At 67.9% G+C, this 24,911-nt stretch carries 26 protein-coding genes and 1 pseudogene; 18 read left to right on the top strand and 9 right to left on the bottom strand.

Features of this window, described 5'->3' with window-relative positions; genetic code table 11:
• Positions 1 to 6: 6 nt before the first annotated feature.
• From ACWESM_RS02425 to ACWESM_RS02400, 6 genes are all read left to right on the top strand, one after another.
• Positions 7 to 813, top strand: a complete 807-nt coding sequence (locus ACWESM_RS02425) for a ribonuclease HII (protein ID WP_397275559.1) — start codon at positions 7 to 9, stop codon at positions 811 to 813.
• A gap of 46 nt (positions 814 to 859) precedes the next feature.
• Positions 860 to 1,165, top strand: a complete 306-nt coding sequence (locus ACWESM_RS02420) for a DUF2469 domain-containing protein (protein ID WP_011210678.1) — start codon at positions 860 to 862, stop codon at positions 1,163 to 1,165.
• A gap of 101 nt (positions 1,166 to 1,266) precedes the next feature.
• Positions 1,267 to 1,623 (top strand): YraN family protein, encoded by a 357-nt coding sequence (locus ACWESM_RS02415; protein WP_452490804.1) that lies wholly within the window; start codon positions 1,267 to 1,269, stop codon positions 1,621 to 1,623.
• On the top strand, positions 1,624 to 3,132 hold the full coding sequence (locus ACWESM_RS02410) for a YifB family Mg chelatase-like AAA ATPase (protein WP_364427199.1): 1,509 nt from the start codon (positions 1,624 to 1,626) through the stop codon (positions 3,130 to 3,132).
• Between the two features lie 779 nt (positions 3,133 to 3,911).
• Entirely contained in the window at positions 3,912 to 5,072 is a 1,161-nt protein-coding gene (dprA, locus tag ACWESM_RS02405; RefSeq protein ID WP_452490802.1) for a DNA-processing protein DprA, read from the top strand.
• 54 nt (positions 5,073 to 5,126) lie between these two features.
• The gene (locus ACWESM_RS02400) at positions 5,127 to 6,050 is read left to right on the top strand and encodes a tyrosine recombinase XerC (RefSeq protein ID WP_364427191.1); all 924 of its coding nucleotides are present in this window, start codon (positions 5,127 to 5,129) and stop codon (positions 6,048 to 6,050) included.
• Between the two features lie 1,246 nt (positions 6,051 to 7,296).
• On the opposite strand, the gene ACWESM_RS02395 is transcribed toward ACWESM_RS02400, so the two are convergent.
• Positions 7,297 to 7,794 (bottom strand): N-acetyltransferase family protein, encoded by a 498-nt coding sequence (locus ACWESM_RS02395; RefSeq protein ID WP_452490800.1) that lies wholly within the window; start codon positions 7,792 to 7,794, stop codon positions 7,297 to 7,299.
• Between the two features lie 212 nt (positions 7,795 to 8,006).
• Between ACWESM_RS02395 and ACWESM_RS02390 the strand changes: the two genes are divergently transcribed.
• Positions 8,007 to 8,696 carry an FHA domain-containing protein gene (locus ACWESM_RS02390; RefSeq protein ID WP_355069905.1) on the top strand — a complete coding sequence of 230 codons (690 nt, stop codon included), beginning with the start codon at positions 8,007 to 8,009 and terminating at the stop codon, positions 8,694 to 8,696.
• A gap of 30 nt (positions 8,697 to 8,726) precedes the next feature.
• Here ACWESM_RS02390 and ACWESM_RS02385 read toward each other — a convergent pair whose 3' ends face one another.
• The 3 genes from ACWESM_RS02385 to ACWESM_RS02375 all read right to left on the bottom strand — a co-directional run bounded on the left by ACWESM_RS02385 (position 8,727) and on the right by ACWESM_RS02375 (position 11,531).
• Positions 8,727 to 9,392: a chymotrypsin family serine protease gene (locus ACWESM_RS02385; protein WP_364427182.1), complete on the bottom strand. Its 666-nt coding sequence runs from the start codon at positions 9,390 to 9,392 to the stop codon at positions 8,727 to 8,729.
• A gap of 177 nt (positions 9,393 to 9,569) precedes the next feature.
• Entirely contained in the window at positions 9,570 to 9,821 is a 252-nt protein-coding gene (locus ACWESM_RS02380) for a hypothetical protein (protein ID WP_364427179.1), read from the bottom strand.
• 246 nt (positions 9,822 to 10,067) lie between these two features.
• The gene (locus ACWESM_RS02375) at positions 10,068 to 11,531 is read right to left on the bottom strand and encodes an MFS transporter (protein WP_364427176.1); all 1,464 of its coding nucleotides are present in this window, start codon (positions 11,529 to 11,531) and stop codon (positions 10,068 to 10,070) included.
• A 54-nt stretch (positions 11,532 to 11,585) separates the two neighbouring features.
• Here ACWESM_RS02375 and ACWESM_RS02370 point away from each other — a divergent pair, with 54 nt between their 5' ends.
• The 5 genes from ACWESM_RS02370 to ACWESM_RS02350 all read left to right on the top strand — a co-directional run bounded on the left by ACWESM_RS02370 (position 11,586) and on the right by ACWESM_RS02350 (position 16,401).
• On the top strand, positions 11,586 to 12,347 hold the full coding sequence (locus ACWESM_RS02370; protein WP_355069910.1) for a TetR/AcrR family transcriptional regulator: 762 nt from the start codon (positions 11,586 to 11,588) through the stop codon (positions 12,345 to 12,347).
• Positions 12,348 to 12,489: 142 nt separating this feature from the next.
• A complete protein-coding gene (locus tag ACWESM_RS02365; RefSeq protein WP_397275565.1) occupies positions 12,490 to 13,221 on the top strand; it encodes an acetoacetate decarboxylase family protein in 732 nt (243 codons plus the stop codon).
• Between the two features lie 527 nt (positions 13,222 to 13,748).
• Positions 13,749 to 14,147 carry a YidH family protein gene (locus ACWESM_RS02360; RefSeq protein ID WP_355069913.1) on the top strand — a complete coding sequence of 133 codons (399 nt, stop codon included), beginning with the start codon at positions 13,749 to 13,751 and terminating at the stop codon, positions 14,145 to 14,147.
• Positions 14,144 to 14,452 (top strand): DUF202 domain-containing protein, encoded by a 309-nt coding sequence (locus ACWESM_RS02355; protein WP_355069915.1) that lies wholly within the window; start codon positions 14,144 to 14,146, stop codon positions 14,450 to 14,452. Before ACWESM_RS02360 ends, ACWESM_RS02355 begins: the two co-directional genes overlap by 4 nt.
• Before the next feature lie 47 nt (positions 14,453 to 14,499).
• On the top strand, positions 14,500 to 16,401 hold the full coding sequence (locus tag ACWESM_RS02350) for an alkyl/aryl-sulfatase (protein WP_397275568.1): 1,902 nt from the start codon (positions 14,500 to 14,502) through the stop codon (positions 16,399 to 16,401).
• Between the two features lie 12 nt (positions 16,402 to 16,413).
• On the opposite strand, the gene ACWESM_RS02345 is transcribed toward ACWESM_RS02350, so the two are convergent.
• The 4 genes and pseudogenes from ACWESM_RS02345 to ACWESM_RS02330 all read right to left on the bottom strand — a co-directional run bounded on the left by ACWESM_RS02345 (position 16,414) and on the right by ACWESM_RS02330 (position 18,475).
• Positions 16,414 to 16,905, bottom strand: a complete 492-nt coding sequence (locus ACWESM_RS02345; RefSeq protein ID WP_355069918.1) for a hypothetical protein — start codon at positions 16,903 to 16,905, stop codon at positions 16,414 to 16,416.
• Between the two features lie 102 nt (positions 16,906 to 17,007).
• Positions 17,008 to 17,520 carry a DUF1990 family protein gene (locus ACWESM_RS02340; RefSeq protein WP_355069919.1) on the bottom strand — a complete coding sequence of 171 codons (513 nt, stop codon included), beginning with the start codon at positions 17,518 to 17,520 and terminating at the stop codon, positions 17,008 to 17,010.
• A 128-nt stretch (positions 17,521 to 17,648) separates the two neighbouring features.
• Positions 17,649 to 18,170: pseudogene (locus tag ACWESM_RS02335) on the bottom strand (M23 family metallopeptidase); the annotation flags it as partial.
• A 23-nt stretch (positions 18,171 to 18,193) separates the two neighbouring features.
• Positions 18,194 to 18,475 carry a hypothetical protein gene (locus ACWESM_RS02330; protein ID WP_355069921.1) on the bottom strand — a complete coding sequence of 94 codons (282 nt, stop codon included), beginning with the start codon at positions 18,473 to 18,475 and terminating at the stop codon, positions 18,194 to 18,196.
• Positions 18,476 to 18,853: 378 nt separating this feature from the next.
• Here ACWESM_RS02330 and rpsB point away from each other — a divergent pair, with 378 nt between their 5' ends.
• From rpsB to ACWESM_RS02305, 5 genes are all read left to right on the top strand, one after another.
• Positions 18,854 to 19,666 carry a 30S ribosomal protein S2 gene (rpsB, locus tag ACWESM_RS02325; protein WP_452490795.1) on the top strand — a complete coding sequence of 271 codons (813 nt, stop codon included), beginning with the start codon at positions 18,854 to 18,856 and terminating at the stop codon, positions 19,664 to 19,666.
• Positions 19,667 to 19,765: 99 nt separating this feature from the next.
• Complete coding sequence (tsf, locus tag ACWESM_RS02320) at positions 19,766 to 20,590, top strand: translation elongation factor Ts (protein WP_355069925.1); 825 nt, start codon at positions 19,766 to 19,768, stop codon at positions 20,588 to 20,590.
• 195 nt (positions 20,591 to 20,785) lie between these two features.
• Positions 20,786 to 21,514: a UMP kinase gene (gene pyrH, locus ACWESM_RS02315; RefSeq protein WP_039799499.1), complete on the top strand. Its 729-nt coding sequence runs from the start codon at positions 20,786 to 20,788 to the stop codon at positions 21,512 to 21,514.
• A 50-nt stretch (positions 21,515 to 21,564) separates the two neighbouring features.
• Entirely contained in the window at positions 21,565 to 22,122 is a 558-nt protein-coding gene (gene frr, locus ACWESM_RS02310; protein WP_355069927.1) for a ribosome recycling factor, read from the top strand.
• Positions 22,123 to 22,317: 195 nt separating this feature from the next.
• Positions 22,318 to 23,232, top strand: coding sequence for a phosphatidate cytidylyltransferase (locus ACWESM_RS02305; protein WP_379251573.1), 915 nt, complete (start codon positions 22,318 to 22,320; stop codon positions 23,230 to 23,232).
• 9 nt (positions 23,233 to 23,241) lie between these two features.
• On the opposite strand, the gene ACWESM_RS02300 is transcribed toward ACWESM_RS02305, so the two are convergent.
• Positions 23,242 to 23,598 (bottom strand): LapA family protein, encoded by a 357-nt coding sequence (locus tag ACWESM_RS02300; protein WP_452490793.1) that lies wholly within the window; start codon positions 23,596 to 23,598, stop codon positions 23,242 to 23,244.
• A gap of 125 nt (positions 23,599 to 23,723) precedes the next feature.
• Between ACWESM_RS02300 and rlmN the strand changes: the two genes are divergently transcribed.
• The gene (gene rlmN, locus ACWESM_RS02295) at positions 23,724 to 24,833 is read left to right on the top strand and encodes a 23S rRNA (adenine(2503)-C(2))-methyltransferase RlmN (protein ID WP_355069932.1); all 1,110 of its coding nucleotides are present in this window, start codon (positions 23,724 to 23,726) and stop codon (positions 24,831 to 24,833) included.
• Positions 24,834 to 24,911 lie beyond the last annotated feature (78 nt).

The following is a 24,911-nucleotide window of genomic DNA, read 5'->3' as shown; positions in this document are numbered from 1 at the left end:
TGAACGGTGGGGCAAGGTCGAGTGCCGGTGGGTAACGGTTGGCCGCCGCGTGTGGTGATGCGCAGGGCCGGAGGATTGCGCACGCTCGAGGCGGCGTTGATCCGCAGTGGTCTGGGGCCGGTCGCGGGTGTCGACGAGGCGGGGCGCGGCCCCTGCGCGGGACCACTGGTGGTGGCGGCGTGCCTGCTGGCCCCGAAGGCCTACGACAGGCTGGCCGGCCTCGACGACTCCAAGAAGCTCACCGAGGCCACTCGCGAAGAGCTGTATCCGGTGATCGTCCGTCTGGCACTCGCTTATCAGGTCGTCGTGATCCCGGCCTGGGAGATCGACTCGATCGGCATCCACGTCGCCAATATCGAGGGGATGCGCCGCGCCGTGGCCGGGCTCCGGCGCACTCCCGGCTACGTGCTGACCGATGGGTTCCGGGTGCCCGGCATACCGGTGCCTTCGCTGCCGGTGATCGGCGGCGACGGTGCGGCGGCCTGCATCGCGGCGGCCAGCATCCTGGCCAAGGTCACCAGGGACCGCATCATGGTCGAGCTGGACGGGCGGTTCCCCGGCTACGGATTCGCCGCCCACAAGGGCTACAACACGCCCGAGCACACCGCCGCGTTGCAACGTCTCGGCCCGAGCAGCGAGCACCGGCGCTCCTGGCGCAACGTACGCGAAGCCGCCGGGTTGCGCCCGGTCGCGGCGGCGGCCGATGTCGCGGACGCCGTACTGGCCGAGGGCTTGGACGAGGCGCTGTCGGAGCAGTTTCCGAACGGGCGTACGGCTGGCCGAGTAGCTACCGATGCAGCGCATGCGCGATGATGTCACCACACGACGCGATGCGGCGAGAAGGAGGACGTCCCACCCGATGAGTGCCGAGGACCTCGAGAAGTACGAAACCGAGATGGAGCTCTCGCTGTATCGCGAGTACAAGGACATCGTCGGTCAGTTTTCGTACGTGGTGGAGACCGAGCGCCGCTTCTACCTGGCCAATTCCGTGGAGCTGCGGCCGCAGAACGCGGACGGCGAGGTGTACTTCGAGGTGCGGATGAGCGACGCGTGGGTCTGGGACATGTACCGCCCGGCCCGCTTCGTCAAGCACGTCCGGGTCATCACCTTCAAAGACGTCAACATCGAGGAGCTGGAGAAGCCGGACCTGCGCTTGCCCGAGTGAGCCCGCCCGGCGTTCTGCACAGCGACTCGGTTATCAACAGGTTTTCCAATCCCCCAGGTCGGCGGCGCTGACCTGATCCGGCTGCGGCGCACGCTGGCCGGGTGACGGACAAACAGGCGCTCGGCGCGCACGGGGAGGAACTGGCGGCGGACTTTCTGCGCGCCGCGGGGATGGAGATCGTCGCCAGGAACTGGCGGTGCCGATACGGCGAGCTCGATCTGATCGCCCGCGACGGGGATGTGACCGCGTTCGTCGAGGTCAAGACCCGCTCCGGGTTGGGCTACGGCACACCCGCGGAGTCGGTCACCTTCGCCAAGCGGAAGCGGATCCGGCGGCTGGCGCTGCTGTGGCTGGCCGAGCAGGAGGGGCCGTGGCGGCGCATCCGGTTCGACGTGGTGTCGGTGCTGGTGGCGCGGGGGCGTACGCCGGTCATCGACCATCTCGAGGCGGTGTTCTGAATGGCGCTGGGGCGGGCGCACTCGGTCGCCGTCACCGGCGTGGACGGTCTGCTCGTCGAGATCGAGGCAGATATCGGACAGGGCCTGCCATCGGTCCACCTGGTCGGGCTTCCCGACACCGCGTTGCAGGAGTCCCGTGACCGGATCCGCTCCGCGGTGGCGAACTCGGGGGAGAAGTGGCCCGACGGCCGGGTGGTTCTCGCGCTGTCGCCCGCGACACTGCCGAAGCTGGGCAGCGTGTACGACTTGGCGCTCGCGATCGCCGTGCTGGACGCGTCCGGCTCGGTGCCCTCCGAACGGCTCGCGAAGACGGTGCTGCTCGGCGAACTCGCGCTGGACGGACGGGTGCGGCGAGTGCGCGGCATCCTGCCCGCCGTGCTCGCCGCGCGCAGGGCGGGCTGGTCGACCGTCGTGGTGCCCGCGGTGACCCTGGCGGAGGCCGGGCTCGTCGAGGGCATCGAGGTCTTCGGGGCGCGCAGTTTGCGCGCGGTGGTGGCCTGGTTGCGCGGGGAAGGCGCGCTCGACGAGCCGGACGGCGACCTGCCGGACACGGTGCGCCACGGCGGCGATCTGAGCGAGGTGGTGGGGCAGGAAGAAGCCCGCTGGGCTTTGGAGGTGGCCGCTGCGGGCGGGCACCACCTGCTGCTCACCGGGCCGCCCGGCATCGGCAAAACCATGCTGGCCCAACGTCTTCCTGGGCTGCTGCCACCACTCACGGAGACCGAGGCGCTGGAGGTCACCGCCATCCACTCCATGGCGGGCACACTCGCAGGCGATCACCCGTTGGTCACCGCGCCGCCGTTCGTCGCCCCGCACCACTCGACCTCGGTGACCGCGATGATCGGCGGCGGATCGGGGACCGCCAGGCCGGGCGCGGTCAGCCGAGCCCACCGCGGTGTTCTGTTCCTCGACGAATGTGCCGAGCTCGGCACGAAAGTGCTGGAAGCGATGCGAACGCCGTTGGAAGAAGGGGAAGTGCGCATCGCCCGGCGCGACGGTGTCGCGCGGTACCCGGCCCGCTTCCAGCTGGTGCTGGCGGCCAATCCGTGCCCATGTGCTCCGGCGCGCGACGTCGACTGCATCTGCGCGCCGCTGGCTCGCCGTCGCTATCTCGGCAAATTGTCCGGTCCGCTGATGGACCGGATCGACATCTGGGTGCGGATGCACGGGCAGTCCGGCGCGGCGTTCAGCACCGATGCGGCCGAGAGCAGCGAGGTGGTCCGCGGCCGGGTCGCCGTCGCACGGCGCGCTGCCGCCGCCCGGTGGCGCGAATACGGATGGCTCACCAACGCTGAGGTTCCCGGCCACATCCTGCGTCAACGATTCCGGTTGCCGCGCGAATCGCTCGCTCCGGTCGAGGCCGCGTTGCGTCTCGGTCGCATGTCCGCGCGGGGTGCCGACCGAGCCATCCGCGTCGCGTGGACCATCTGCGATCTGCGCGGCGGCGAGCTGCCCTCGGCGCAGGACGTACTGTCCGCGTTGAACTTCCGTCAGCGGGGTGCGCAATGAGTGCGACAGTGCCGCCCGAAGGCGCGGACGACCTGCCTGTGGCGGTCGATGTGCCTACCGCCGAGCGTGTGGCTGGGGTTGCGGACGTGCTTGCGGGCGCGGACGTAGTTGCAGCCGATAGGGCGTGTGTGGCGGTCGATGTGCCTACTGCCGAGCGTGTGGCTGGGGTCGTGGATGTGCTTGCGGGCGCGAACGCAACTGCAGCCGACAGCGGGTGTGTGGCAGGCGACGTGTCCACCGCCGAGGACGGGCCGCGGGTCGCGGACGCGCTTGCGGGCGCGAACGCAACTGCAGCCGACAGCGCGCCTGTGGCGGCCGATTTGCCTGCGGTGGTGGACATGCCTCGAAGCATTGATTTATCCGGCGTCGTGAATCTGCCAGCGATTGTCGGCGCCCCTGTGGTCTTCGGGGCAATGGCGGGGGCCCACATGCGCGCAGCCGCAGATGCGCCTGCAGTCGCCGAGGTGGTTGTTCCTGGTGTCGGACAGGCGCGTGAGGCCGTGGACGTGCCCGCGTCAATAGATCTGCCTGCCCGGGCGGGTTTGTCCGTGGTTGTAGACGTGGCTGGGAATGCGGAATGGCGCGAGGTGGATGTGCCTGCCGTTGTCGAGGTGCCCGCGATGGTGGCGGTCTCTGGAGTCGGGGACTCGAGTGCAGGCGCGGATCGCTCTGTGCTCGCGGAGGTGGCTGCTACGGCGAACGGAGTACCGGTTGTCGAGACGCCGGCAGCGGCGGGCGTTCCTGGGGTCGTAGATGCGCCTGCGGTGGTTGGTGTGCCCGTGAGCGGAGCGGGATCGTCGTCCGGTGAATGCGACGACCCGCGGCTCGCGTGGGTGTATCTGTCGCGGGTGGTGCAGGGGCCGTGTGCTCCGCTGTCGGCGCTCATCGAGTCGGTCGGGGTTGTCGAGGCGGCCCGTGCCGTGCGGGAGTGCGCGTTGCCCGAGCCGCTTCGCGGGCCCACGGCGCAGCGGCGCGACATCGACCTCGCGGCGCGGGATCTCGAGACCGTCGAGCGGATCGGCGGGCGCGTGGTGACGCCGGACGATCCGGAATGGCCCGCATGGCGCATGCTCGGTCTCGCCCAGCTCGAGCCGGGCAAGGATCGCGACGGCGCGGTACCGCTGGTGTTGTGGGTACGTGGCCCGCGCTCGTTGCTGGAATCCAGTGAACGCGCGGTGGCGGTGGTCGGTGCGCGGTGCAGCACCGGCTACGGAAACCGGGTCACGGGGGAGATCGCGGGCGACCTCGCCGCGCAGGGGTGGACCATCGTGTCCGGAGCGGCGTTCGGTATCGACGGCATGGCGCACCGGGCAGCGCTGGCGGTGGAAGGCCCCACGATCGCCGTGCTGGCCTGCGGCATCGACCGGCCCTATCCGGTGCAGCACGAACGCCTGCTGGCCGATATAGCCGAATCAGGCTTGGTCGTCAGCGAATACCCGCCCGGCGTCACCGCACAGAAGCATCAGTTCCTGGCCCGGAACCGCTTGATCGCCGCTCTCGCCGACGGCGTGCTCGTCGTCGAGGCGGGCCTGCGCAGCGGCGCGCGCAACACCGTCAAATGGGCACGCCGCATGGGTCGTCCCGCCTTGGCCGTGCCGGGTCCGGTGACCTCGGCCGCTTCGGTGGGCTGTCACCGCATGATCCGCGACGGCGAAGCCCTGCTGGTGACCCGAGCCGAAGAAGTCGTCGACGAGGCCGGACCGTTGCGGCTGTCGATCCCCGCGACGGCACCGGGCGGCAATCCGGAGGATCAGCTGACCGGAGACGACGCGCTGGTCTTCGCCGCGCTGCCGAGAATCGGCTCACGACTCCCACTGGAGGTCGCCCGGCAGTGCGGATTGTCGCTTCCGGTGGTCCGTGCGACTTTGTCCGCTCTCGAATTGGCGGGTCTGGTGTCCAGTGACGAAAGCGGTTGGCACCGAACGGTACGGGGTCGATGAGCGTGTTCGGCGCGGTCGCTTGCCATCCGGGCCACGGGTGGGGACGGTGGAGGCATGGAGGAACTGCCCGAAGATCTGGAAGCGCTGCTGACGGAGTACGGCAGGCATCTGCGGCTCGGGCGCAACCGCTCGGAGCACACGGTGCGCGCGTATCTGGGGGACGCGCGATCCTTGCTGGAGCATCTGTACGCGCGATCGGCGGATTCGGCGATTCGCGAACTGGACCTGATGTTGCTGCGTTCGTGGCTGGCCCGGCAAGCCGCCACGGGTGCGGCGCGCACGACTGTGGCCCGGCGGGCGTCATCGGCGCGCACGTTCACCGCGTGGCTCACCCGGACCGGCCGGCTGCCTGTCGATCCCGGACTGCGTTTGGGGTCGCCGAAGGCGCATCGCGTGCTGCCCGCCGTACTCGGGCGGCAACAGGCGCTCGGTGCCATGGACGCGGCGGAATCCGGTGCCGCGCAGCGCGATCCGATGGCGCTGCGCGATCGGGCGATCGTGGAGTTGCTGTACGCCACCGGTATCCGGGTCAGCGAGTTGTGCGGGCTGGACATCGAAGACGTGGACCGCGAGCGGCGCGTGGTGCGGGTGCTCGGCAAAGGCAACAAGGAGCGCTCGGCGCCGTTCGGCACGCCCGCCGACGAGGCGGTAGGCAACTGGCTGCGCTACGGACGCCCCGCTTTCGCCACCGCGGACTCGGGTCGAGCGCTGCTGCTCGGCCGCCGCGGCAGGCGCTTGGATCAGCGCCAGGCCAGAACCGTTGTGCACGAGGTGGTCTCGGCCATCCCCGGCGCACCGGACCTGGCGCCGCACGGTCTGCGGCACACCGCGGCGACCCACCTCCTCGAGGGCGGTGCCGACCTGCGCGTGGTCCAGGAACTCCTCGGACACGCAAGCATGGCCACCACTCAGCTCTACACCCACGTCTCCATCGACCGTCTCAAGAAGGTGCACGACCAGGCTCACCCCCGCGCCTGACCCGCTCGTGGGGCGGTGGCGGCGACGGGGCGTAGTGCGTGCACGTTGGTTTCGCCGATACCCAAGTGATCGGTCCGGGTGAGGGCCGAGCGAACGAGTGCATGCAGCTCACCTTCGGCGACGCGGCGTCCATCGGCTTCGGCCCTTTGGGGTCACGCGGAGACGGCGGCATCTTGAAGGCGACGACAAATAGCCCGGCTGTCGACGCCAATCACGGCGTCGGCAACCGGTCGGATGGCCGGGCACGCTGTCCTCCGGTACCGCCAGCGGGCGCGCACGTGCACAGTGCGCCGGGCCCATGCTTTGGCCTGTTGGAGCGCGTGCGGCCCGTGGCGTGCCGCTGGACCTGCCGGGAGGGCGGTGGTCCGTGTGTTGGCCTGCTGGAGCATGTGAGAGTGTGGGCGGCCCCGTGGCGCGCCGCTGGGCCTGCTGGAGTGTGCGTGAAGGCGCGCGTTCGTGTGTTGGCCTGCTGGAGCGTGTGCGAGTGCTGGCGGGCCGTGCTGGCCATCCTGGAGTGTCTGGGGGCGGTGGTTCGTGTGGTTGGCCTGCTGGAGCGTGTGCGAGTGCTGGCGGCCCGTGCTAGCCATCCTGAAGTGTGCGTGGGGGCGGCGGTTCGTGTGTTGGCCTGTGCTGGAGCGTGTGCGAGTGCTGGCGGCCCGTGCTGGCCATCCTGGAGTGTCTGGGGGCGGTGGTTCGTGTGGTTGGCCTGCTGGAGCGTGTGCGAGTGCTGGCGGCCCGTGCTGGCCATCCTGAAGTGTGCGTGGGGGCGGCGGTTCGTGTGTTGGCCTGCTGGAGTGTGTGAGGGGCGGCGGTCCGTGCTTTGCCCTGCCGAAGCGTGTGCGAGTGTGGGCGGCTGGTGCCCTTGGCTTGCTGGAGTGTGTGGGGGCGGCGGTTCGTGCGTGGGCCTGCTGGAGAGTGTGGGTGAGGGAGGCGTGGCCTGTGCGTTGGCCTACCGGAGTGTGGGCGGCCGGTGCTCTTGGCCTGCTGGACTGTGCGAGTGTGGGCGGGGCCAGTGCCTTAGCCTGCCTGCCTGCCTGCCGGCGCGTGTGCGTGGGAGGCCGTGTGGGCTTTATCGAGTGAGCCGCATCCATTTTGCTCGTCGCGCCCCTGCCGAACCCGCACCTTCGCAGTGCGGTCGCCGGTTCCGCCCAGGCGGCGCGCGCCGCCACTACGACACCCGGCATCGTCGCAGGCCGCGATCTCCCGGACAAAGGGAGTGAGTGGACAAGCGACAACATCCGACCCGTCACGGGCTGACGTAGTAATGCACCCGCGCCTCTTGTCCATCCGAGGTATGCCAACCGCCGAGCCCGCTGTACACCTGCCGCCAACCGTGCCGCTCGTACATCGCTATCGCCGCGCCACTGTCGGAGGCCACGGTGAGTACAGCACGGTGCCCCAGGCTCGCGGCCATGCGCGCAGTCGCGGTCAGCAACTGCGAACCCACTCCCACCCGGCGCGCGGCCGGGACGACATACAGCCGGATCACCGAGACGACAGTCTCCGCGCCGACCGATTCGCGCACGACCTCCGGTATTCCGCCGCCCGTGCCGAGTCCGGCGTGCCCGACCACCGCTCCGTCGTGTTCGGCGACAAGGGCCGCGAGGAGTTTGGGCGGCGACAGCCAGCCTGCCGGGTTCGCAGGCCACACGTCCGGATACCGATCGCTGTCGTGGACGTGCCGCAGTGCCGCGGCGCAGGCGTCGAGATCACCCTCGGTGCGCGGTCGAATGATGACGCTCATCTCGACCATTCTTACTGCCCCACGCTGGAGGCAGCATTATTCAGACCGGTCGGTTGGATTTCCGTTCATTGTCGTGCACTGCGGTCCGGTACCGCCTCGCTCGCGCAGCGAAGTAGTCGAATACGCATGTGATCGGCGTTGAGAAAGGGCACCCTTGAGGTAGCGAATCAGTGCCCGCAGTTCACGGCGTACTTCGAGTGGGAAGACGAGCGATGTCTACGTCCAGCGGACCGGAGGCCCTGCGTCGCGAACTGTACCCACTGGTGGGGCAGTCCGCGTGGCGACGCTCGGCCATCGCTTCCGCCTCGCCGCAGCCCGCCGCACCGGACGGGGCGCGGGAGATCTCCCTCGACGGCGGCGCGTCCAGGATGACGATCGGGCGCTCCGTCGCCGCCGACATCATCGTGACTTCCGACCCGACCGTGTCCCGGCTGCACGCCATTCTCGAGCGGGTGGGCGGATGCTGGACCATCGTCGACGACGGATTGTCCAAGAATGGGACATTCGTCAATGGCGAACGTGTGGGCGGTCGGCGGAAGCTCGGTTCCGGCGACATGATTCGCGTGGGTCGATCGGTATTCGTCTTGCGGGTCGACGAGTCCTTCGACGAGGAAATGACTCTCGCCCATTCACCACTGCCGACCCGAAACTCCCTTACCCCGGCCCAGTACGTGGTTCTCGAGGCTCTGTGTCACCCGTACGACGCGCGCGATGCGTACTCGTACCCCGCCTCCAACCGGCAGATCGCGGACAATTTGTGTCTGAGTCTGTCCACGGTGAAGACGCATATGCGGGCGCTGTTCCGGATATTCCAGGTCGAAGCCTTACCCCCGAACCAGAAAAGGCTGTTCCTGGTCGAACGCGCTATCGAATTCGGCATCATCACCGACCAGGAGAGGTAAGGCTCCGGCTGGGAACGAAATGAAATCCGATCAGATCGGCTGAAAACCGGACCCTGCCCCGCCGCGTGCATTCACGTCCGCGACGACCGCGGTGATGTCGGCGCCGAGTTCCGGTCCGAGACACGGCACCCCCAAGTAACCGTTGACCATGCCGACGAGTGTCGTTCCGACGACGAGCGGAGCGCCCGAATCTCCCTCGGCGACACATGTTTGGCTCCACGTCGAATTGCCGCCCGTCAACATATCGCCGTAGGCAGGCCCGCAGGTCCGGCCGGTCGTCCTGCCTTCCTTGCAGACGGTGTCCGGGAATCGAGCCGGTCCGCCCAGGCCGGTGATGGTGGTTCCGCCCACTTGGTTGACCGGCGTCACCTTCCCCGGATCGAATTCGATGACGGCGTAGTCCATGTCGTTGTTGGCGTAGACGATGGTGCCGAGGGTGCCGGCATCGCGATCGTTCTCCGAGACGATGGCGGCATTCGCCCCACCACAATGCCCCGCCGTGAACCCGACCAGCCGACCACCGGAGTCGCGTCCGATCGTGGTCAGAGTGCAGATGTTCTGACCGCCGACGACGATGCCGGAGCCGCCACCCAGCACGGATGGCGTCGCGGCCTGCGCGGTCCCAGGTGCTCCGAACGGCGCTGTCAGCGCGGCGAATGCCGCCGCAGCGCCCACGAGTTTCCTGAACTTGGTCATCCGGTAATTCAACCGCACTTGTCCGTGCGTCACCGTCGATTCCCAGATGTTCACGTGGCAGGGATAGGGCTCGAAACGAATTTCTTCATCGGGACGGGAATCGATGGTCAGATGTGATGCGCCTCGGGTCTACGCCCGAGGCGCACTCGTGTTCGACGAGCTTATGACGAAACGCGATCAGGCGGCGCAAACGGCCACGGCAACCGCATTGGCCACCGGCGGAAGCAGCAACAGAGGAGCGCAGAAAATGCCCAGCGGCCAAATCAGGCCCAGTGTCGCGGGCTCGACCTGGACAGGTACCGGATGGTCCGCCACTTGCACCGGTCCCGGTGCTACGTCCGGGGCTGCGGAAGCGAAACCTGACCCGAGGGCGATGATCGGTGCGAGCGCTACCGCCGCCGCCGTTACGCGCATTTTGTTCGTGATCATGATGTGTCTCCAGTGGTTGATTGCTTCACCAGCCCTCGTTTGTTGAAGGCCTCAGTGTGAACACACAACCAACTCTGCTCGGAGCAAGCGCAAGAGGCCATCAGCCTCCGGGTCGGAATCATTCATACCGGAGGAGGCGAGATGACATCGGAATCGCTATTCTGCGCGAACCGAATGTGGCCGTCGAATCAGGCGGTGGCGCGCCGGACGGTGATCTCACCTGCCCGGCGCGGCCCGCCGAAACGATCAGCCGTGCGCGACCGGAGCGGGATCCGGCTGCTCGGCCGGTTGCGGACGCCGGGCGCGCAGCAGCACCGCGCCGAGCGCGGCGGCGGCGATGCTGAATCCGGCGCTGATCCACGCGCCCGTGGACATCGCGGCGGTGAAGGCGTCCTTGGCGGGCTCGACGTAGCCGAGCTGGAAGGCGGCGCCGATGGATTCACGCGCCGTGTCGGGCGCGTCGGCGGGCATGTTCGAGGTGAACACACCGGCCAGCACGCTACCGAGGACGGCGATGCTGATCGCCATGCCGACTTGCTGGATCGTGTCGTTCATCGCGGAGCCGACACCGGCGTGCTCCAGCGGAATGGCGCTCATGATGGCCGCGTAGGCGGCCGGACCCGCCAAGCCGCCGCCCACACCCATCACCAGCATGCTGACCAGCACCCAGAGATATCCGCTCCCGAGCGCGAGGATGCCGAAGGCCACTCCCATGACGAGCAGGCCCGACACGACGAGTGTCTTGTTGCTCAGCGTCTTGCCGAGCGTCGCGCCGAGGCCGTTGCAGACCGCGGCGGCCACGGCGTACGGGAGCAACGCCAGTCCGGCCTTCATCGGGCCGTAGCCGAGTACGAACTGCAAGTACTGAGTGAGCATCAGCATGACCGCACCCATGCCGAAGACCATCAGCAACAGGGTGAAACAGGTGCCGGTGAAATCGCGGCTGCGGAACACCGCCAACGGCAGCATCGGATGTGCCGAACGGCTCTCCCAGATGACGAAGGCGGTCGCCGCGACAGCGGCCAGCGCGAGCACGCCGAAGTTCCATTCCCGTTCGATGATCACGTAGACCGTGGCGCTCAGCGCCACGACGGAAAGGACGACGCCGACGATGTCGACCGGTCGCTGCTCACCGGTGGTCTCCGGCATCAGCACGACGGCCGCGATGATCGCGAGCGCCGCCACCGGGATATTGAGCAGGAAGACCGATCCCCACCAGTAGTGCTGGAGCAGGAAGCCGCCCAGCGTGGGACCGGCGACGATGCCGACCATGGAGACCGTCGACCACGCCGCCATCGCCGTGCGCCGTTCGTCCTCGGCGAAGCTGGTCATCAGGATCGACAGCGTCGACGGCATCAACAGCGACCCACCGACGCCCATCGCGACGCGGGCGGCCACGACCTGCCACGGTTCGGTCGCCAGTACGGCGGCCAGCGAGGCCATCCCGAACACGGCGAGCCCGGTGATCAGCGCTCGTCGCCTGCCGAACCGGTCGGACAAGCTGCCCGCGGTGAGCAGGAGCCCGGCGAAGACCAGCACGTAGGCGTCCAGGATCCACTGGACATCCGACGGTGTCGCGCCCAGTTCCCGGATCAGCGAGGGGATGGCGAGATTCAGCACGGTGCTGTCGAGCATCAGCACCAGCAAGGACAGACAGAGGACCCCCAGGACCCACCAGCGCCGGGGGTCTCGCACAATGTTCGATTCCACTCGCACAGCGTACGAGAAACTCGAACAGTGTGCGAGCGATTATAAGATCGTGTTGTGACCAAGCAGTTCGCGTCGGTATGGACCAAGCAGCCGCGCCAGCCCAAATCGCCCGGGCTGCGCCGCGAGCAGATCATCGCGGCGGCCGTCGAGATTCTCGACGCCGAGGGGCTGGAGTCGCTGAGCATGCGCAAGCTCGGCGCGAAACTGGGTGCGGGGGCGACCAGTCTCTACTGGCACGTCTCCAACAAGGACGAGTTGCTGGAATTGGTGCTCGATGAGTTCTGGGGTCTGGTCCGGACCCCGGAGCCCGAGGAGGCGTCCTGGCGTGAACTGCTGAACACCTTCGCCTACAACTTGCGCGCGTCCATCAGGGAGCACCCATGGATGGCGTCGCTGGTCGGGCAACTGCCGAGCATCGGCCCCAACTCGCTGCGTTTGAGCGATCGGCTGCGCCGCGCGTTCGTCCGGGCGGGTTTTCATGGCGTGGACATCTATCTGGCGAGCGGCACGGTGATGTGTTTCGTCTTAGGCCAGGTGATTCCGGAGATCGCATGGGACAAGGTATCCGAGGGGATGGAGATCGACGCCGACGGCGTGCTGCGCGTGATGCAGGACGTGGCCGGCGACTATCCCGAGATGCTGGCGGACTATCGGGCGACCGTGCCGACCGACCAGGAGGCCGGGCGTGCGATGGCGTTCGACTTCGGCTTGCTCTGCGTCCTCGATGGCCTGGAAGCTCGCCTGCGCAACCTGCGGGAACCCGGGCAAGAGTCGCGGGCGGCGGGATCGCCCGTGGGTGACGCTGAACAAACATGAAACAGGTTCTCGGTAGTCGAAACGGGCTGAAAATCGGGATTGTGCCGATAAATTGAAACGTGTTCTATAGACGTGATCCGGTACCGGATCACGCATGGCCACGCGGCGCGCCCGAGCGTCGATGCGCAGAAAGGCGTCTGACGTGAGCACGCACACCGTTCTCGGCCGAGAGGTGCGCATGCCGGTCCGCATCCGGCTCGCGCACGCGTTCATGGCCACCTATCTGGTGCCCGCTGAACGGGCGCAGCGCCTCATCGACTACTCCGGCTTGGGGATTCTCCGGCTCCCGGGCGGGCGGGCGATGTGCACGCTGGTCTTCGTCGACTACGTCGACGGCGATCTGGGTCCGTACAACGAGTTCGGCGTCTCGTTCATGGTGCGCCACCACACCGCGGGGGCGCCCTCCGGAATCGGCGACCTGCGGGCGCTGGTGACCGGGCAGGCCGGCGTGTTCATCCACAAGCTGCCGGTGGACGGCGAGTTCACTTTGGCCGCAGGGCGTGGCATCTGGGGCTTTCCGAAGGAACTCGCCGAATTCGTCGTCGATCACGACGGCCGGACGCGCAGCGGCGCGCTGCACCAGGACGGGCAGCTCATCGCCGATCTCACGGTGCGGCCGGGATTCGCGACCCCGAACGGTCGCGCCGCGGCGTCCTCGTTCGACGCCTACTCGCACATCGACGGCGTCACTCGCTGCACGCGCTGGGAGATGCGGCCTTCCGGCATGCGTGCGCGTTTCGGCGGGGCGGAGCTGACGCTGGGCGACCATGCGATCGCCGCGGAACTCCGGTCGCTCGGTCTGCCGCGGCGTGCGTCGATGTCGTCGTCCGTCTCGCGGCTGGCGATGACGTTCGAAGACGCGATCTCGATCTGACGTGCCTTCCGCATAACCACCCGGTCACGGGCGGGTGGGGTACGTGGACGGTCCGGCGCGGCTGCGGTTAGCCTGGCTTAGCGGATCGTTTGCCAGCGCTCTAAGTTATGGAGTGTGCCCGTGATCGTCGCCGACCGGACCTGCGTCGCTGATGGGCGCTGTGAACAGCGGATATCGCACGATTTCGGGTGGCTTGCGCAAGTGATTTCCGGTACTGGATACGCGCCGAAACTCTGGTTGCTGAGTTATTCAGAAACGTTCGGGTCTTCGGCCGGCCGACCGGACCGCTCGATGGTCAGTGTGCTCGCCCGGACAAGATTCTCAGGACACGTGACGGAGTCGGTCGCGTTCCCGCCGCCGGTGATGGTGCGCCGCGAGCTGCCCCGATCCCCACTAGCGTGGTGTGTCGTGACCACCGTGCAGTCCGGCGTCCTCCTGCGCATCGGAACACCGCCTGGCGCAACGACATGCAGACCCGCGGGGCGCGAGCGGGTCGCCCTCGCGAGGCGCAGGTGGGCGGACGCCCGATGTCGTTCGACCCGAACCGAGGCGGCGTGACGCTCCCGAACCCGAACCCCGGAGCCGAAGGGGAAGAGGGTGAGGAGGAGCTCGACTACCGCTTCACGCTCGCCAACGAGCGCACCTTCCTGGCTTGGATGCGGACCTCGCTCGGACTGCTGGCCGGTGGCGTCGCGGTGCACACACTGGTTCAGTCGTTCCGGATCGCGGGATTGCGGCGCGCGATCGCGCTCAGCTGCCTGGTCTTGGCGGCGGTCGTCGCGATCGGCGCGTACGGGCACTGGCGGCGCATCGGCGTGGCCATGCGGCGCGGCGATCCGCTGCCGGAGACGGTGCTGGTGCCGATCCTGTCGGCGGGCATCGCGATCGTCTCGGTACTGGCGGCGGTGGCGGTGCTGCTGCGGTGAGCGCGCCACATCTATCCGCCGAACGCACCGCACTGGCGTGGCGGCGCACCGCCGTGTCGGCGATGGTCGTCGGCACGCTGTTCCTGCATCAGGCTCTCGGCAGCGGATGGCGTGCGGCCGCGGTCGCGCCCATCGGAGCCGCGATCGCGATGGCGGCGCTGACGGGGGCTTGTTATCTGCGCAACCGCGGTCTTCGCCGGGGCCGCTACGCCCACGGTGGTCGCGTCATCGCCGCGACGGCCGCGGCCGTGGTCGTGGTCGCGCTGGCCGCCGCGGCGGCCGGTTCTCTCGAACCGCTGCCTTGATCGGGTAGCGGCCCAGCAAAGTTGGCCGAGACGACAGGAGGACGACAATGTGCACAGCGAGCGAGCCGAGCGGCTTCATCGTCGCGGAGCACGAGCGTGCGATCGCCGCGCTGCCATTCGCCGACAGGACCGACCTGGCCGACGCCGATCGCGGCTTCGTGGCCGCGCTGGAACCCGGGGTGGTCACCTCCGAAGACGGAACCGTCGTCTGGGACAACGACTCCTACTCGTTCCTGCGCGAACCCTGCCCGCCCTCGGTCCATCCGAGCCTGTGGCGGCAGTCCGGCCTCGCGGTGCGACAGGGGTTGTACGAGGTGTGCGCGGGCATCTATCAGATCCGTGGTTTCGACATCTCCAATATGACGCTGGTCGAAGGCGAGACCGGAGTCCTCGTGATCGATCCGCTGATCTCGGTCGAGACCGCCGCGGCCGGTCTCGCGCTCTACCGCGCGCATCGTGGCGACCGCCCGGTGACCGGTCTGATCTACACGCATTCGCACGCCGACCATTTCGGCGGAGCCTGCGGCGTCATCACCGCCGAGGAGGTCGAGACGGGACGCTGCCCGGTGCTGGCGCCTGCCGGATTCCTGGAACACGCGGTCGCGGAGAACATCTACGCTGGCACGGCGATGGCGCGCCGTGCGGGGTACATGTACGGCGCCGTGCTACCGCGCGGTCCGCTGGGCGCGGTGGGCTCCGGGCTGGGCCAGACCACGTCGGTCGGCACGGTCACGCTGATCCCCCCGACCGTCGACATCACCGCCACCGGGGAAGAGAAGACGATCGACGGCATACGGATGGTCTTCCAGCTCACGCCCGGCACCGAAGCGCCCGCGGAGATGAATTTCCACTTCCCCGACCGTCGCGCGCTGTGCATGGCGGAGAACGCGACCCACACCCTGCACAATGTGCTCACGTTGCGCGGCGCGCTGGTGCGTGACGCGCATGTCTGGGCGAAATACCTGACCGAGGCGATCAACCTGTTCGCCCGTGACTCCGACGTCGTCTTCGCCTCGCACCATTGGCCGACCTGGGGCACCGACCGCCTGGTGGAGTTCCTCTCGCTGCAACGGGATCTGTACGGGTATCTGCACGACCAGACCGTCCGCCTGCTGAACCAGGGCTACGTCGGCGCGGAGATCGCCGAGTTGGTCGCCCTCCCGCCCGCCATCGAGGAGGCCTGGCACGCGCGCGGGTACTACGGCTCGGTCAGTCACAACGTGAAGGCTGTCTATCAGCGCTACATGGGGTGGTTCGACGGCAACCCCGCACATCTGTGGGAGCATCCGCCGGTCGAATCCGCCCGGCGGCACGTGGAATTCATGGGCGGTGCGGAAGAAGTGCTCCGCAAAGCGCGGGCCTCCTACGACGCCGGGGACTACCGCTGGGTGGCGCAGGTGGTCAACTATGTCATCTTCGCCGATCCGGACAACGACGCCGCGAAAGAATTGCAGGCCAGCACGTTCGAGCAACTGGGCTACGGCGCGGAGAACGCCACGTGGCGCAACTTCTATCTCAGCGGCGCCTACGAACTGCGCTACGGCTCGTTCGGCACGCCCACCAAGACGGAATCGGCCACCATGGCGGCGGCGCTGTCCGTCGACCAGATCTTCGACGCGCTGGCGTTGCGCGTCGACGGCCCGAAGGCGTGGAACCATCGGCTGGTGACGGACTGGATCCTCACCGACCAGGACCGCACCCATCGGCTCGAGTTGCGCAACGGCCGCCTCACCCACTTCGACGTCGCCCCGGGCATGTCCCTGCCGGAAGCGGATGCCACCTTCACGCTGGCCAAGGCAACACTGATCCGCGTGTTGCTGGCCGGCGACGACTTCGGCGTCGCGGCGGCCGCCGGCGACATCGTCATCGAGGGAGACGTCACCAAGCTCGCCGAACTGGTCGACATCTTCGACGCCCCGGACCCCGATTTCGCGATCGTCACACCATAGTCCGCGCTCTGCTCATCTCGCCTCGCGGCCGAAGAAATAGCCGACCACGATCCCGGCGAGGCCCGACACCGGCGCCAGGTATTGCGTCAGTTCCTGTGCGGGCAGACCTTTGACGATGCCGAACATGACTCCGGCCACCGTGCCCGCCACCAGCGCGGCGGCGAGTCCTGCGCGGTAGCGCGCCTCCAGGATCTTGTTCTTCGCCTCCGCCTCTTCTTTGATCAGCTCGGTGCGGCGCGACTCCGCCTGCAGTTCATGGTCGCGCCGAGCTCGATCGACGGCCTCGGTGTCGGCATAGGCCGATGCTTGGTATTCGCGCTTCGCCGTGATGTAGGTCATCATCTGGTCGAACGAAAGGGACTCGACGCCCATCAGTCGAGAAGATTCGATGATCTCCTGGATCTCGGCACGGCTGTCGAGTGCCTCGCCGTAAATGGGCGAGGCCGGATCGCTGTCCACAGGGAAATTCACAGGACCCTCGGCCATTTCGGGTTCGCCGGTCACCGGAACAGTATCGCCCCGTCGTCGCTGCCCTGCTGGTTGATCAAAAGTTCTGATACAAAGCACTTTTCGGTTGTTCCGAACGTACGGCCGTTCCGTCATCGTTCAATCGGACGTCGGCAATGTCGCGAGGTATCGGCCCGCAACGAAGCGCTGGGTCAGCCGCATCACGGGTCCGCCGAGCCGGGTGTACCAGGTGGCTGGGCGGGAGAACGCGACGATCAGCCCGTACACCATGTCGTCGGCGGAGTCGTACTCGACCGCGAACAATTCTTCACCGGAGGCCGGGTGCCCGGGCAGGGTGCCGTAGGCGAAACCCCGCCGGTCGGGTTCGTCGAGGACGTACACCACCCGGCACGGAGCGGTGATCCCGAACGGCCCGACTCCGAGCCGCACGGTGACGGCGGTGCCGGGCTCGGCCGTCGGAGTATCGGCGGATCGGAAGATCCCGGTGCCCTTCTGCACGCGGTAGGCCAGAATCTGCGCCCCCGCCTGCTCGAACAGCGCGCGTCCCCGGCCGATGCGCCGCCGCAGCCGTAACCCGTGATAGCCCTCCGGCGCCACACCCCGGGTCGCGCCGAGTTCGGAGTACGTGAACGGCTCCAGTCCATCCGCCATGTCCTGATCTTCGCCCCACGGCCTACGGTCTCGCCACCTTCTGCCGCAGACACGCCGGTCCGGGGGCGCCGAGGCCGCCGACCGATGCGCTGCGACGCGGCGGATCGTCCGACGCTGGAACCAGGACGCACCGGCTTGAGCCGCAGGGGAGTGAGATGCAGAAGCCCTAGGGGGTCCAGATACTCACGGTTGCGGTGGAGACCGCCCTCGACGCGGGCTCCCCAGTGCAGACACACCGCCACGCATCCCAGGTGCCCCGACTCCAGCGTGCCGATCCGGGTACCTCGTCCGACCCGCCTTCCCACGGGGACTTCGGCGCGAACGGGCTCGTATGTCGTGCGCAGCCCGCCGGAGTGGTCGATGGAAACGACCGGCTTGTCGGCCACCGTTCCGGCGAAAATGACGATCCCCTCTCCCGCCGCGAGCACAGCTTGCCCCTCGGCGCCTGCCAGATCGACCCCCCGATGCCCCGGTAGCCAGTTCTGCGCGGGTTTGTCGAAGTGCCGAACCACCGCGGGGCGCGGCTGCAGGGGCCAGTCGAATCGCCCTTCGGGTCGGGCTGTCGCGGTCGGCGCCGCCGCGACGATCGCGGCGATGCCGAGAGCCAGCGCCGAAGAAGACCGCCGCCGCATCGCATTCGACCTGGTCATTCGCGCTGCGCCGGGAGGTCCGACTACGGCCCGCAGAGGGGTGCGGGCGGTGCGCACAGGTCGCTACCGGGGGCGGAACTCGTCTCATGCCGGTCGTCCTTACCGCCACCGAGTCCGGCTTGCCGGAAGGGCAGCGGCGCGCGACGCGGCAGGCCGGACAGAGACGGCAGGCAGACGGAGCCCGTGCAGGCCCCGAGCCCGGGTTTCACGGCAGGCGTCTCGGCCCCGACCGGCGGCGCGGTCACAATGCCGAGCGCGAAGAACAGCGGAAGAAGAAGGGTTGTCGCGGTGGAGATCGGTTTCATGGCTCAACCCTTCCGCGGCTCCGGCGTCGCCGAGGGCTCGATCCGTGGAATGGGGATAACCCGCTCGACTGTGGAAAGCCGCCGTTCCGCCTGGTCGGAGGCTTCGGATCGGACCGATTTAGATCTGGTGCCCCGAGGTCGTAAACTGATCGAGCGGTCTGTGCGTGCATGGACCGACTTCGCGCGCCACCGTGCTTGTTCACAGCGGCGCTGTTCGAATCGAGCTCGAGACAATTGGGTTCGCGGCAGCGTGTTCGGAACAGGGAATCGCCGGCTGGTCCCCACCTTCGTGGTCGGGTCCGACGATTCGGTGGCGCCAGGGCAGCGGATCGCCGATTCGCTGCGTCAACCGGCAAACGAAAGAGAGATACGGGAGCCATGGCTGTCGTAACCATGAAGCAGCTGCTCGACAGCGGCGCACACTTCGGACACCAGACCCGGCGCTGGAACCCGAAGATGAAGCGGTTCATCTTCACCGACCGCAACGGCATCTACATCATCGACCTGCAGCAGACGCTGACCTACATCGACAAGGCCTACGAGTTCGTCAAGGAGACCGTCGCCCACGGTGGCACCGTCCTCTTCGTCGGCACCAAGAAGCAGGCCCAGGAGTCGATCGCGGCCGAGGCGACTCGCGTCGGGATGCCCTACGTCAACCAGCGCTGGCTGGGCGGCATGCTCACCAACTTCTCCACCGTGCACAAGCGTCTGCAGCGCCTCAAGGAGCTCGAGGCCATGGAGCAGACCGGTGGCTTCGAGGGTCGCACCAAGAAGGAAATCCTCATGCTGACGCGTGAGATGAACAAGCTGGAGCGCACCCTCGGCGGTATCCGCGACATGCAGAAGGTGCCCTCGGCCATCTGGGTCGTCGACACCAACAAGGAGCACATCGCCGTCGGTGAGGCGCGCAAGCTGAACATCCCGGTCATCGCGATCCTGGACACCAACTGCGACCCCGACCTGGTCGATTACCCGATCCCGGGCAACGACGACGCGATCCGCTCCGCCGCCCTGCTGACCAAGGTCGTCGCCTCCGCGGTGGCCGTGGGCGTGCAGGCGCGCGCCGGTCTGTCCTCGGGCGACGAGAAGCCGGAGGCGGGCGCGGGCGAGCCGCTGGCCGAGTGGGAGCAGGAGCTGCTCGCGCAGGCCGCCCCTGGCGCCGAGGCCGCAGAGACCTCCGCCGAGGCCTGAGCGGACTCGTAACCAGCTGTTTCGGCGGCGATCACGAGCCAGTGCCATCGTGATCGCCGCTGTCAACATCCACACTTCTCCAAAGGAGGCTCGCCGAGAATGGCGAACTACACCGCTGCCGACGTGAAGCGGCTCCGGGAGCTGACCGGCTCCGGCATGATGGATTGTAAGAACGCGCTGGCCGAGACCGACGGTGACTTCGACAAGGCCGTCGAGCTGCTGCGCATCAAGGGCGCGAAGGACGTCGGCAAGCGTGCCGAGCGCACCACCGCCGAAGGCCTGGTCGCCGCCAAGGACGGCGTCATGGTCGAGATCAACTCCGAGACCGACTTCGTCGCGAAGAACGCGGAGTTCCAGCAGCTGGCCGAGCAGGTCGTCGCCGCGGCGGCGTCCGCCAAGCCGGGCGACCTGGACACGCTGAAGGCTCTTGACCTGGGCGGCAAGACCGTCGACGAGGCTGTGCAGGCGCTCGCCGCGAAGATCGGCGAGAAGCTCGAGCTGCGCCGCGTCATCTCGCTGAACGGGCCGGTCGCCACCTACCTGCACAAGCGTGCCTCCGACCTGCCGCCCGCCGTCGGCGTGCTGGTCGAGTACACCGGTGAGGGCGACGCCGCGGCCGAGGCCGCTCGCGCCGCCGCTATGCAGGTCGCCGCACTCAAGGCCAAGTACGTGACCCGCGACGAGGTTCCCGCCGACCTCGTGGAGAACGAGCGCCGCATCGCCGAGCAGACCGCTCGCGAGGAGGGCAAGCCTGAGGCCGCGCTGCCGAAGATCACCGAGGGCCGGGTCAACGGCTTCTTCAAGGACGTCGTGCTGCTCGAGCAGCCGTCGGTCACCGATTCGAAGAAGACCGTCAAGGCTCTGCTGGACGAGGCCGGTGTCACCGTCACCCGCTTCGCCCGCTTCGAGGTCGGCGCGAACTGAGTTTCGCCGCACCTTCAGCGTGCAGGCCCCCCGCCGACCGAACGAACGCCGGTTGACGGGGGGCCTTCTGCTGCCGCTCCAACCGAATAAGGCAGGATAGATGCCGCTCTGCCTTGCTCTACGTCACAGGCGCCTGCCGTGAGCAACGAATCGCCGGAAGAACGACAATCCCTCGCCGAAGGAGACTGGAGACCCATGACGGACCCGGGGACCGATCGCCCAGGATATCGCCGGGTACTGCTGAAACTCGGCGGAGAGATGTTCGGCGGCGGGAAGGTCGGACTCGACCCGGACGTGGTGCAGACGGTGGCCGAGCAGATCGCCGAGGTGGTCGCCACCGGCGTCCAGGTGGCCGTGGTGATCGGCGGCGGGAACTTCTTCCGCGGCGCCGAACTCGAGGAGCGCGGCATGGAACGCGCGCGCTCGGACTACATGGGCATGCTCGGCACGGTGATGAACAGCCTTGCGCTGCAAGACTTTCTGCAGCAGCAAGGCGTGGACACCCGGGTGCAGACCGCGATCACCATGGGCCAGGTCGCCGAGCCCTACCTCCCGCTGCGCGCCAAGCGGCATCTGGAGAAGGGCCGCGTGGTCATCTTCGGAGCGGGCATGGGCATGCCGTACTTCTCCACCGACACCACCGCCGCGCAGCGCGCGCTGGAGATCGGCGCGGACGTGGTCTTGATGGCCAAGGCGGTCGATGGAGTGTTCACCGCCGACCCGCGCGTCGACGAGACCGCGACCATGTACACCGAGATCACCCACAAAGAGGTCATCGAGCGCGACCTCAAGGTCGCGGACGCGACCGCCTTCAGCTTGTGCATGGACAACCAGATGCCGATTCTGGTGTTCAATTTGTTGACCAAGGGCAATATCGCCCGCGCGGTCGCCGGTGAGAAGATCGGCACACTGGTTCGGTCCTGATACCCGCCGACCGCGGATCATGACATGACGACGCTGTGGAGGAAACGGTCGTGATTGAAGAAGCGCTCTTCGACGCCGAGGAGAAGATGGAGAAGGCCGTCTCGGTGGCGAAGGACGATCTCGGAACCATTCGCACCGGTCGCGCGAATCCGGGCATGTTCTCTCGGGTCGTGGTCGACTACTACGGATCGCCGACCCCGATCACCCAGATGTCCAGCATCACGGTGCCGGAGCCGCGCATGGTCGTGATCAAGCCCTACGAGGCGGCCCAGCTCGGGCCGATCGAGACCGCGATCCGCAATTCGGATCTCGGCGTCAACCCCACCAACAACGGGGACATCATCCGCATCTCGGTGCCGCAGCTGACCGAGGAGCGCCGTCGTGAGCTCGCCAAGCAGGCGAGAGGCAAGGGCGAGGACGCCAAGGTCGCCATTCGCAATGTCCGTCGCAAGGCGATGGACGAACTGGGCCGCATCCAGAAAGATGGCGAGGCGGGCGAGGACGAGGTCGGGCGTGCCGAGAAGGAGCTCGACAAGACCACCGCCAAGTATGTCGGCCAGATCGATGAACTGGTCAAGCACAAGGAAGCCGAACTGCTCGAGGTCTGACGCGGATCGGTCGGCAGGCGTGACCGGGCCCGGAGGAGGCCCACGTCACCGCGAGTGCCGCCCGTGACAGCGCCGAGGCCCGCCCGGGCGGGGGACGAACGGAACGACGAGTTGAGCGACGGGACAATCGTGGCCGAGAACGCCGCCGCGACCGGTGCGGCAGAGGAGCCGCCGGTGAACGGAACAGCCGATGCGATGCGACAGCACGCGCACGATGCTGGTGCTTCCGGTTATGAACGGTTAGGCGGTCCCGCGAATCCCGCTGCGGCGCACACCGCTCCCGCCTCGAGTGGTTCGCGGGCGGGTCGCAATCTGCCCGCCGCGCTGGCCGTCGGCTTCGGCCTCGGCCTCTCGCTGATCGCGATCCTGCTGTTCGTGCCGAAGGTGTTCATCGGCGTCGCGGCGGCCGGGGTCGGCGTGGCCACCTGGGAGGTCGCCAAGCGCCTGCGCGAGGCCGATGTGCTCGTCCCGCGGATTCCACTGATCGTGGGCGGCCAAGCGGTGTTCTGGCTGGGCTGGCCGTACGGCGCCAGCGGTGTCGCGGGCGCGTTCGCCGCGACCACGCTGATCTGCATGGCGTGGCGGCTGTTCGACCACGGCTTACGGACAGCTCCACGAAACTTCTTGCGCGACACCGCTATCACGGTGTTCACGCTGGCCTGGATTCCGCTGCTCGCCTCGTTCGCCACCCTGCTGCTGCTCGAGCCGGACGGCAATCTGCGGGTGCTGACCTTCATGATCCTGGTGGTCTGCTCCGACGTCGGCGGTTATGTCGCGGGCGTGCTGTTCGGCAAGCATCCGATGGTGCCCTCGATCAGCCCGAAGAAGTCGTGGGAGGGTTTCGGCGGCTCCCTGGTGTTCAGCGTGATCGGCGGTCTGCTCACGGTGACGCTCCTGTTGGATGCCAACTCGATGATCGGCGTCGTCCTCGGCGTCGGCCTGGTGCTGGTGGCCACTTGCGGCGACCTGATCGAATCGCAGATCAAGCGCGAACTCGGCATCAAGGACATGGGCACGCTGCTGCCGGGCCACGGCGGCATCATGGACCGCCTCGACTCCATGCTCCCCTCGGCGTTCGTCTCCTGGCTGGTGCTGTCCACGCTGCTGTGATCCGGCGCGTCAGACCTTCTTGGCCGCGCGGCGCAGCTGCAGGATGCGCACGCCGCCCACCGAGGCCATGACGAGCGCGCCGCCGATCATCGACAGCAGCACGGTGACGCCGAGTGGCAGCGAGAAGTCCCAGAAGAAGAAGTGCACTTGGACCTGCTCTAGGTTCTGCACGATGAAGATCAGCAACAGGACCAGGATCAAGACGCCTGCGACGAGTCCGGTCCAGGCGTAACCGGTGCGCGAGGCAAGAGACTTCGTGACCGGGACGGCGGGCGGAACGACCGGCGGGGCGCCCGGCGGCGTCGTGCGCTGACGCTGTGACAGGTCCGGATCCGGTTCCGGCGGGTGTTCGGCATGCGTGGACATATCTCGATCATGGCCGACGGCTATCACGCCCGCACGCATTTCCTCGGGACGAACCGAGCATGTCGAGACGTGCGTATGTGGTCGAGTGCGGGGGTGTCTGCCTCGGATGGGAGAATGGAACGATTATGACCCTCTCCCTGCCCCTGGTTTTCGACGCTCCGCGCCGTGGCATGCCGCCGCGTCATCTCGCCGACCTCGACGCCGATGGCAGGCGCGCGGCTATCGAGGAACTCGGCCTGCCGAAGTTCCGTGCCGATCAGATCGCCCGGCAGTACTACGCGCGATTGCAGGCCGATCCGGCGCGGATGACGGATCTGCCCGCCGCGGTCCGGGAGAAGATCGGCGCGGCACTGTTCCCGCCGCTGCTCGACGTGGTCAAGCATGTCGCGTGTGACGAGGGGGAGACTCGCAAAACGCTCTGGCGTGCGGGAGACGGCACGCTGCTGGAAAGCGTGCTCATGCGCTACCCCGATCGCGCGACCCTGTGCATCTCCAGCCAGGCCGGTTGCGGCATGGCGTGCCCGTTCTGTGCCACCGGCCAAGGTGGGCTGAACCGCAACCTGTCCACCGCGGAGATCGTCGACCAGGTGCGTGCCGCGGCCGCCGCGCTGCGGGACGGGGAAGTGGCCGGTGGGCCGGGCAGACTGTCCAACATCGTCTTCATGGGCATGGGGGAGCCGCTGGCGAACTACAAGCGGGTGGTCGCCGCGGTCCGCCGGATCACCTCGCCCGCGCCGGACGGACTCGGCATCTCCCAGCGCAATGTCGTGGTCTCGACCGTGGGGCTGGCTCCGGCCATCCGCAAACTGGCCGACGAGGGATTGTCGGTGACGCTCGCGGTCTCGCTGCACACGCCCGACGACGAACTGCGCGACACCCTGGTTCCGGTGAACAACCGCTGGCCGGTCGCCGAGGTGCTCGACGCTGCCCGCTACTACGCCGACAAGACCGGCCGCCGCGTATCGGTCGAATACGCGCTCATCCGGGACATCAACGACCATCCGTGGCGCGCGGACATGCTGGGCGAGAAGCTGCACAAGGCGCTCGGCTCCCGGGTCCACGTCAACGTCATTCCGCTCAACCCGACTCCGGGCTCCAAGTGGGATGCCAGCCCCAAGCCGGTCGAGCAGGAGTTCGTCCGCCGTGTCAACGCCAAGGGCGTGCCCTGCACGGTCCGCGACACCCGCGGCCAAGAGATCGCCGCCGCCTGCGGGCAGTTGGCCGCGGAGAACTGAAATCTCGGCTGCGCATGATGGGTGGCGGCATAGCCTCGCGCCGCCCATTGCAGGGCCAGCGTTTCCCCGACGGAAGCG

The sequence above is a fragment of the Nocardia sp. NPDC003999 genome (genome assembly GCF_053604885.1).
Note: the sequence above shows the minus strand (reverse complement) of the source record. Positions and strands in the feature narration are given on the sequence as shown.